This window comes from Mycobacterium sp. TH-M15, assembly GCF_057473705.1.
This window is the reverse complement of record NZ_JBYCLB010000363.1, coordinates 1-7,331: the sequence shown is the minus strand read 5'-3', so window position 1 is coordinate 7,331 and position 7,331 is coordinate 1. Positions and strand designations below refer to the sequence as shown.

The 7,331-nt window shown below is 69.3% G+C and carries 6 protein-coding genes; 2 read left to right on the top strand and 4 right to left on the bottom strand.

The genetic code is table 11. The features are described 5' to 3' along the window. A partial coding sequence (locus AC2VNT_RS08890; RefSeq protein WP_486946506.1) for a DegV family protein occupies positions 1–403 on the top strand: 403 nt, incomplete at its 5' end. Positions 404–420: 17 nt separating this feature from the next. On the opposite strand, the gene AC2VNT_RS08885 is transcribed toward AC2VNT_RS08890, so the two are convergent. The 3 genes from AC2VNT_RS08885 to AC2VNT_RS08875 form a co-directional block, all read right to left on the bottom strand. Next, entirely contained in the window at positions 421–3,303 is a 2,883-nt protein-coding gene (locus tag AC2VNT_RS08885) for an MMPL/RND family transporter (RefSeq protein WP_486946508.1), read from the bottom strand. Positions 3,304–3,317: 14 nt separating this feature from the next. Then, the gene (locus AC2VNT_RS08880) at positions 3,318–3,761 is read right to left on the bottom strand and encodes an MmpS family transport accessory protein (RefSeq protein WP_486946505.1); all 444 of its coding nucleotides are present in this window, start codon (positions 3,759–3,761) and stop codon (positions 3,318–3,320) included. Positions 3,762–3,860: 99 nt separating this feature from the next. Continuing rightward, positions 3,861–4,922, bottom strand: coding sequence for an NAD(P)H-dependent amine dehydrogenase family protein (locus AC2VNT_RS08875; RefSeq protein ID WP_486946504.1), 1,062 nt, complete (start codon positions 4,920–4,922; stop codon positions 3,861–3,863). A gap of 85 nt (positions 4,923–5,007) precedes the next feature. On the opposite strand from AC2VNT_RS08875, the gene AC2VNT_RS08870 reads away from it, so the two are divergent. Then, a complete protein-coding gene (locus AC2VNT_RS08870) occupies positions 5,008–6,207 on the top strand; it encodes an enhanced intracellular survival protein Eis (RefSeq protein WP_486946507.1) in 1,200 nt (399 codons plus the stop codon). 24 nt (positions 6,208–6,231) lie between these two features. Here AC2VNT_RS08870 and AC2VNT_RS08865 read toward each other — a convergent pair. Beyond that, on the bottom strand, positions 6,232–7,331 hold a 1,100-nt coding region (locus AC2VNT_RS08865), incomplete at its 5' end, for an acyl-CoA dehydrogenase family protein (RefSeq protein WP_486946503.1).

Genomic DNA, 7,331 nt, shown 5'->3' with positions numbered 1-7,331 from the left:
CGGGCGGGCGTACATCGCGGTACGCCGGCTGGACAATCTGCGCCGCAGCGGCCGGATCAGCGGTGCTGCGGCCTGGCTGGGAACGGCGCTGTCACTCAAACCGGTGCTGCGCATCGACGACGGGAGACTGGTGCTGGCGCAGCGGGTCCGCACGACCGGCCGAGCGGTGACGACGATGATCGACCGGGTCTGCCAGGACGTCGGTGACCGGACCGCGGCACTTGCGGTGCAGCACGCCGGCAACCCGGGCGCTGCCGCCGACGTCGCCGCCGAGCTGGCCGAGCGGCTGCCGGCCTGCGCGCCGGCGATCATCACCGACCTGGGACCGCTGCTGGCGCTGCACGTCGGTGCCGGGGCGGTCGCGGTCGCCGTGGACATCGAGCCGGAGGCGGATCCGGCGTAAGTGCTGACGCCGTTACCTCACGGCTTCGGGATCGTCAGGACGTCGGTCTTCTCGGTGTCGTCGTGCGGGGTGTGCGCCGCGATCCCGCGGACGTGCAGGTTCGGGCCGGTCGGCCGGACCACCTGCGGCCACCAGAACCAGCGGCCCAGCAGGGTGGCGATCGACGGCATCAGGAACGCCCGCACCACGAAGGTGTCCAGCAGCAGGCCGATGGCGACAGTGGTGCCGTACTGGCCGATCGCCTTCAGATCGCTGAAGTACATGATCGCCATGGTGGCGGCGAACACCATCCCGGCCGAGGTCACCACCCCGCCGCTGCCGGCCATCGCCCGGATGTACCCGGTTTTCAGGCCGGCGTGGATCTCCTCTTCGAACCGGGACACCAGCAGCAGGTTGTAGTCCGACCCGACCGCCAACAAGACGATCACCGCCAGCACCATTACCACCCAGTAGATGTGCTGACCGAAGATGTCCTGCCAGATCAGCACCGAGATGCCGAACGACGCGGCAATCGAACTGGAGGCGGTCCCGAGAATCACCGCCGCGGCCACCAGGGACCGGGTGATCATCATCATGATCAAGAAGATCAGCGTCAGCGAGGCCACCACCGCGATCATCAGGTCGTACGTGGCGCCGTCGCGCATGTCCTCGTAGAGGGCGGCCATGCCGCCGACGTACACCCGGGCGCCCGACAGCGAGGACTGTTTGAGCGCCTCCTGCGCCGCGATGCGCTCCGGTTCGACCCGGGCGATCCCCTCGGTGGACGCCGGGTAGGTGGCGTGGGTGACGAAGAAGCGGGCCGACTTGCCGTCCGGTGACATGAACAGCCGCAGCCCGGTCTGGAAGTCCTTGTTGTCGAACGCTTCTGGAGGCAGGTAGAAGAAGTCGTCGTTCTTGGAGTCGTCGAAGCTCTGGCCCATCATGATCTGGGTGTCGCTCAGGTCCTCCAGCTGGTCGACGAACGAGGCGAACGTGCTGTGCACGGTCACCACCAGCGCGCGCATGATCTGCATGGTGTCGACCACCGCCGGTAGCAGCTCGACCACCGTGGGCAGCAGCTCGGACAGCCGGGTGGTGTCGTGGGAGAGCAGGGTGAGTTGCTCGGCGAGCTTGTCCGTGGTCTCCGCGGACTCGAAGGTGGAGCGGAGCGCCCAGCAGATCGGGATGTCGAAGCAGTGCGCTTCCCAGTAGAAGTAGCTCTGCAGCGGCCGGAAGAAGTCCAGCGAGTCGGCGATGTGGTCGCGCAGGTCGTCGGCGACGTCGACGGTGTCGCGGGTGACGTCGGCTAGGTCGTCGGTGGTGGCGACGACCTGATTCAGCCGCTCGTACATCTGGTTCAGCAGGGTGATGTCCCGGTCGAGCTGCTGCGAGATCGTCTCGATGTCCTTGACCCGGTCCTTCAGCGTCTTCATGTTCTGGATCATCAGCTGGTTGGCGACGCTGAGCTGGAACGGGATCGAGCTGTGCTGCAGCGGAATCCCCAGCGGCCGGGTGATGTCCTGGATCATCGCGATGCCGACCACCCGCATGATGTTCTTGGCGACCCGGTCCAGCACCAGCATGTCCGCCGGGGTCCGCATGTCGTGGTCGGATTCGACCATGGTGATGTCCGGAGCCATCCGGGCCGACGGGAAATGTTTCTCCGCTGCCGCGTAGCCGACATTGACCGGGGTGTCCTTGGGCAGGTAGTTGCGGTCGTCGTAGCCGGGCCGGAAGCTGGGCAGCGCGACCAGGCCGACCAGCACGACCGCGCCGCTGGCGACCGCGATCGGGGCCGGCCAGCGGACCACGGATATGCCCGCCTTCCGCCAGAACGTGCCCCGCTTGGGGTTCTTCGGCGCCAGCAGGCCGAAACGGCTGGCGATCACCACCACCGCCGGGCCGAGGGTGAGAGCGGCGGCCACCACGACGATCATCCCCACCGAGACCGGGATGCCCATGGTGTGGAAGTAGGGCAGCCGGGTGAAGTAGAGCACCGCCGACGCCCCGGCGATGGTCAGCCCGGACCCCAGCACGACCGGGGTGACACTGCGAACGGTGGTGTAGTACGCCTCCACCCGGTCTTCGCCGGCGATCAGCGCCTCTCGGTATCGGCCGATCAGGAAGATCCCGTAGTCGGTGCCGGCGGCGATCGCCAGCATCACCATGATGTTGACGGCGAACGTGGTCAGGCCCATCACATTGTGATAACCGAGGAATGCGACGACGCCGCGCGCGCAGATCAGCTCCAGCACGGTGAGGAAGAACTGCACCAGCATGGTGGTGATCGACCGGAAGACGACCATCAGCATGAAGGCGATCGCCCCGAGGGTGAACAGCGTGATCTTCACCAGGCTGGCGTCACCGATCGCCCGCAGGTCGGCGGTGAGCGCCGCCGGCCCGGCGACATAGGCCTGCACGCCGGGCGGCGCCGGGGTATCGTCGATCGCCTTCCGAACCGCCATGACCGAGTCGTTCGCCTCGGTCATGCCCTGGTTGCCGACCAGGTTGAGCATCACGTAGGCGGCCTTGGCGTCCGGGCTCTGCACGCCGGCGGCGGTCAGCCGGTCACTCCAGAAATCCTGGATGTGTTCGACGTGATCCCTGTCGGCGTCCAGCTTCTTGACGATCTCGTCGTAGTAGTGGTGCGCCGCGTCGCCGAGCGGCTCGTCGCCGACCACCACCATCATCACCGTGCTGTTGGAGTTGTACTCGCGGAAGTTGTGGCCGACCTTCATGCTCGCGATCATCGAGGGCGCATCCATCGGCGCCAGCGGTGCCGAGTGCTCCTCGGAGATGACCTCCAACTGGGGCACGAAGACGTTCACCGCGACGGTGAGCAGCAGCCAGCCGATCAGGATTGGCAGCGCGAAGATGCGCAGCGCGTGCGCGAACAGCGGTCGCTTCTTCTTCGCGGGCATCGTGGCGTGGTTGCTCACCCGGACTTCACCAGACACCAGGTCTGGGCGTTGCCCCCGATGGCACGTCGTTCGTCGAGAACCCGGTCATCGATCTTGATGCGGCAGCCGATTTCGTGGCCGTTGCCCTGCACGATCATGTTTCCCATCACCGCCGGCAGCACCGTGACGACGGTGTAGGACCACGGCAGTGGGACGTCGTTGAGTTGGTGGACGTTGGCTTCGGCGTCCCAGTAGTTGATGTCGGCGGTGGTACCCGGTGGACCGAACGCCTCGTAACCGATGTACTTCGGGTTGAACTGGACGATCTCGATTCCACCGGCCGCATTGGCGTTGAGATCCTTCGAGGCGAACTGCTTGTGCAATCGCATCACGACCACACTCGAAATGGCCATGACCACCACGAAGACCAGCGGAATCCAGTGTCGTTTGAGCCCCTGGCCCACCGGAATTCTCTTCACCGCACGCCCCTGAACCGCCAGAACATTTGCTTGGCTAAGAATCCTAGAGGATGGCCACGGGGCGCGTACAGGTTCCCCCCGAGCGCGTCCGGCGGCCGGCTACGCCGTCGCCACCCGGCCGGTGATCGGCGGCAGGTCGGCGCAGGTGACGATGCCGGGTTCGGCCGCGACCACCGCCGGCACCGCGTTGGTCACCGGCATCGCGGTGTAGATCGAGCCCAGCCCCGCGAAACCCGGCTCGGCCCAGTCCTTCGGCGGCAGACAGTGGATGACGGTGCGCATGTTGGGCAGCCCGAACACCTGGATGACGTGGCCGTGCGCCACCGGCTTGGGCGGGGTGACGTGCGACCCCATGATCCAGTTGAAGCCGACGCTGACCACGTTGCGCTGACCCGCCCAGCCGCGGTGGTAGCCGAAGACACCGGCCACGGTGCCGGCCGGGATCGTCATGAAACCCAGGTCGGAGTCGGCGGTCGCGGCGGTGAACTGCACGTCGAAGGTGACCGCGTCCAACCGGGCGCCGATCGCGCCGGCCATCATCGCCGCCGACTCGGCGAACACCTCGCTCTCCCGGCGCACGCTCTCGGCCAGGCCGGGGGTCTCCGGATCCTGGGCGAATCCCATCGCCCGGATGGTCTCCGCCGACTCGTAGGTCGAGCAGTCGACCGATTCGGTGATCCGGATCTCGTCGACCCGCTGACAGGCGCCGGAGAGCACCATCCCGACGGTGTTGGTCATCCCCGGATGCGCGCCGCTGCCGAAGATGGTGGCATTCCCGGCCCGGCAGGCCGCTTCGATGCGCTCCCGGTCGACGGGGGTCTGCTTGTCGCCGGTGATCCAGGCGGCGCTGGTGCAGACGTTGACGCCGGCCGCCAGCAGCCGCACCAGATCGTCGACGTCGGGCCAGAGCGGGTTGTAGCAGCAGGCGTCGGGCGCCAGGGCGATCAGCGCGTCGACGTCGGTGGTGGCCCGCACCCCGGTCGGCTGCGGCCAGCCGCACAGCTCCGCGGCGTCGACGCCGACCTTGCCCGCGCCGTGCGCGTACACCCCGACCAGCTCCAGGTCCGGCCGGCCGATGATGGCGTGCAGCGACCGGCGGCCGATATTGCCGGTCGTCCACTGGATCACCCGCAGTGGGCGGCCGGTGGGTGCGGTGGTCATGGATGCTCCTCTGCAGACGTCGCTGGCATCACCATAATTCGGGACCATATTGGGCTGCGGCCGGCGGCCGGGTGTGGCACCGTTGATCGCCGTGACCGCCGTCGACGTCCGAAGCGCCACCGACGACGACTGGCCGGCGATGATCCTGCTGGAGAACACCGGGTTCGGAACGTTCATGCACCCGGACGAGATCGCCGCCGTCCAGCGCCTGGTCCCCGCCGACGCCGTGGTGGTGGCCTGCGACGGCACCGCGGTGATCGGCGTCGCGTTCTACCTGGACCTGCGGCTGACGGTGCCCGGCGGGGCGGTGCTGCCGACGGCGGGGATCAGCGGGGTGGTGGTCGCACCCACCCACCGGCGGCGCGGGGTGCTGCGCGCCATCTACGACGAGCTGCACCGGCGGATCGCCGAGTCCGGTTATCCGCTGGCCGCGCTGACCGCCAGTGAGGGCGGCATCTACGGGCGGTTCGGCTACGGCCCGGCCACCATCGACCACGAGCTGACCATCGACCGCCGGTTTGCGGTGCTGCACGCCGACGCGCCGGACCCGGGCGGCGTCCGGCCGGTGCGGCCGGCCGAGCACGGCGACGACTTCGCCGCGATCTACGCCCGATGGTGCGAGCGGACCCCCGGCGGGTTGGTGCGCCCGCGACCGCTCTGGGACGACCTGCTCGCCGACCGCCCGGACGAGCGCGACGGCGGCACGGCGTGGTTCGCGCTGCTGCACCCCGACGGCTACGCCCTCTACCGGGTGCACGGCCAGGCGCCGAAGACGGCGCGGGTCGAAGAGCTGCGGGCGGTGACAGCCGCGGCGCACGTCGCGCTGTGGCGGGCGCTGCTGGGCCTGGACCTGATCCAGACCGTCGTCGTCGGCACCTACCCGGAAGACCCGCTGCCGTACCTGCTGACCGACACCCGGCTGGCCCGCACCACGGCCCGCAAGGACCATCTCTGGCTGCGGATGATGGACGTCCCGGCCGCCCTGCAGGGCCGTAGATACGCGGCCGATCTTGACGTGGTGGTGCAGGTGTCCGACCGGTTCCGCGATGACGGCGGCCGGTTCGCGCTGGAGATCCGGGACGGGCGGGCGAGCTGCGCGCCGACCGACTCGACCGCCGACGCCGAGCTGGACCTCGACGTGCTGGGCAGCCTGTACCTGGGCACGCACCGGGCGTCGGCGCTGGCCCGGGCCGGCCGGCGGCGCTGCGGCGATCCCGGCCTGGTGCGCCGTCTCGGGGCGGCGTTCGTCAGCGACGTCCCGGCGCAGCTGGGCTTCTTCTTCTGAACCCGCTGCGTCCGTCGCGGGACGCTACAGCCGGGCCAGGTCGTGGTCGCCGAGGTGGCCGATCAGCACGTGCAGTTGGTCCTGCGAGGACCCGAGCGTCTGTTCGATCGCGGTGAGCCGCGCCGCGTAGTGGCCGACCGGATACTCCCAGGTCATCCCGATGCCGCCGTGCAGCTGGATGGCTTCCTGGGCGATGTGCCGACCGGAGCGGCCGATCTGCAGTTTGGCCCGCGCCGCGATCACCGGGTCGAGGTTGCCGTCGGCGATCGACATCGCCGCGTACATGCTCATGCTGCGCGCCAGCTCCAGCGACACGTACATGTCGGCGGCCCGCTGGGTCAGGGTCTGGAAGGTGTTCAGGGTGACACCGAACTGCTTGCGCGTCTTGAGGTATTCGGTGGTGAGCCGCATCGCTTCCTCCATCGCGCCGACCGCCTCGGCGCAGAGCGCCGACTGGATGCGGACGACGGCGTTGCCGATCGCCGCCGACGCATCGGTGGCGTCGCCCAGCGGCTCACCGGGCGCGTTGGCGAGGTCGACCTCCGCGGCCCGCAGGCCGTCGAAGGTCCGGTACGGCTTCCGGCTGACCGCGTCGGCGGCGGGGTCGACCAGGAACAGGCCCGTTCCGCCGTCGGGCAGCGCGGCGCTGACCACCAGCGTGTCGGCCGCGCCGCCGGCCGGCACCGGGTTCTTCCGGCCGGTCAGCACCCACGAGCCGCCTTGGCGCACCGCCGACGTCGAGACGTCGGTGGTGGCGGCGCGCATCCCCGGCTCGACGTGCGCCAGCGCCAGCATGGTGCGGCCGGCGGCCACGTCGTCGAGCAGGCCGCGCTGCGCGTCGGTGCCGGCCTCGGCAACCAGCGCACCGGGCCCGAGCGCCGCGTCCAGCACCGGTTCGGGTGCCAGCCGGCGGCCGATCTCGGTGAGGGCCAGCATGATCTCCACCTGGCCACCGAAGTCCGGCTCGAATCCCAATCCGAGAATCCCGGTGTCGGCCAGCTGCTTCCACACGCCGCGGTCGAAGCCCGGGTCGGCAGCGACCGCCGTGTTGCGGGTCTCGGTGTCATAGCCGGCCAGCATCGCGCGGGTGGTGTCGCGGAGCAGAACCTGTTCGTCGCTGAGCT

Coding starts and splice junctions, on each gene's coding strand:
- AC2VNT_RS08885 (WP_486946508.1), bottom strand. CDS start 3,303: ATGCCCGCGAAGAAGAAGCGACCGCTGTTCGCGCACGCGCTGCGCATC.
- AC2VNT_RS08875 (WP_486946504.1), bottom strand. CDS start 4,922: ATGACCACCGCACCCACCGGCCGCCCACTGCGGGTGATCCAGTGGACG.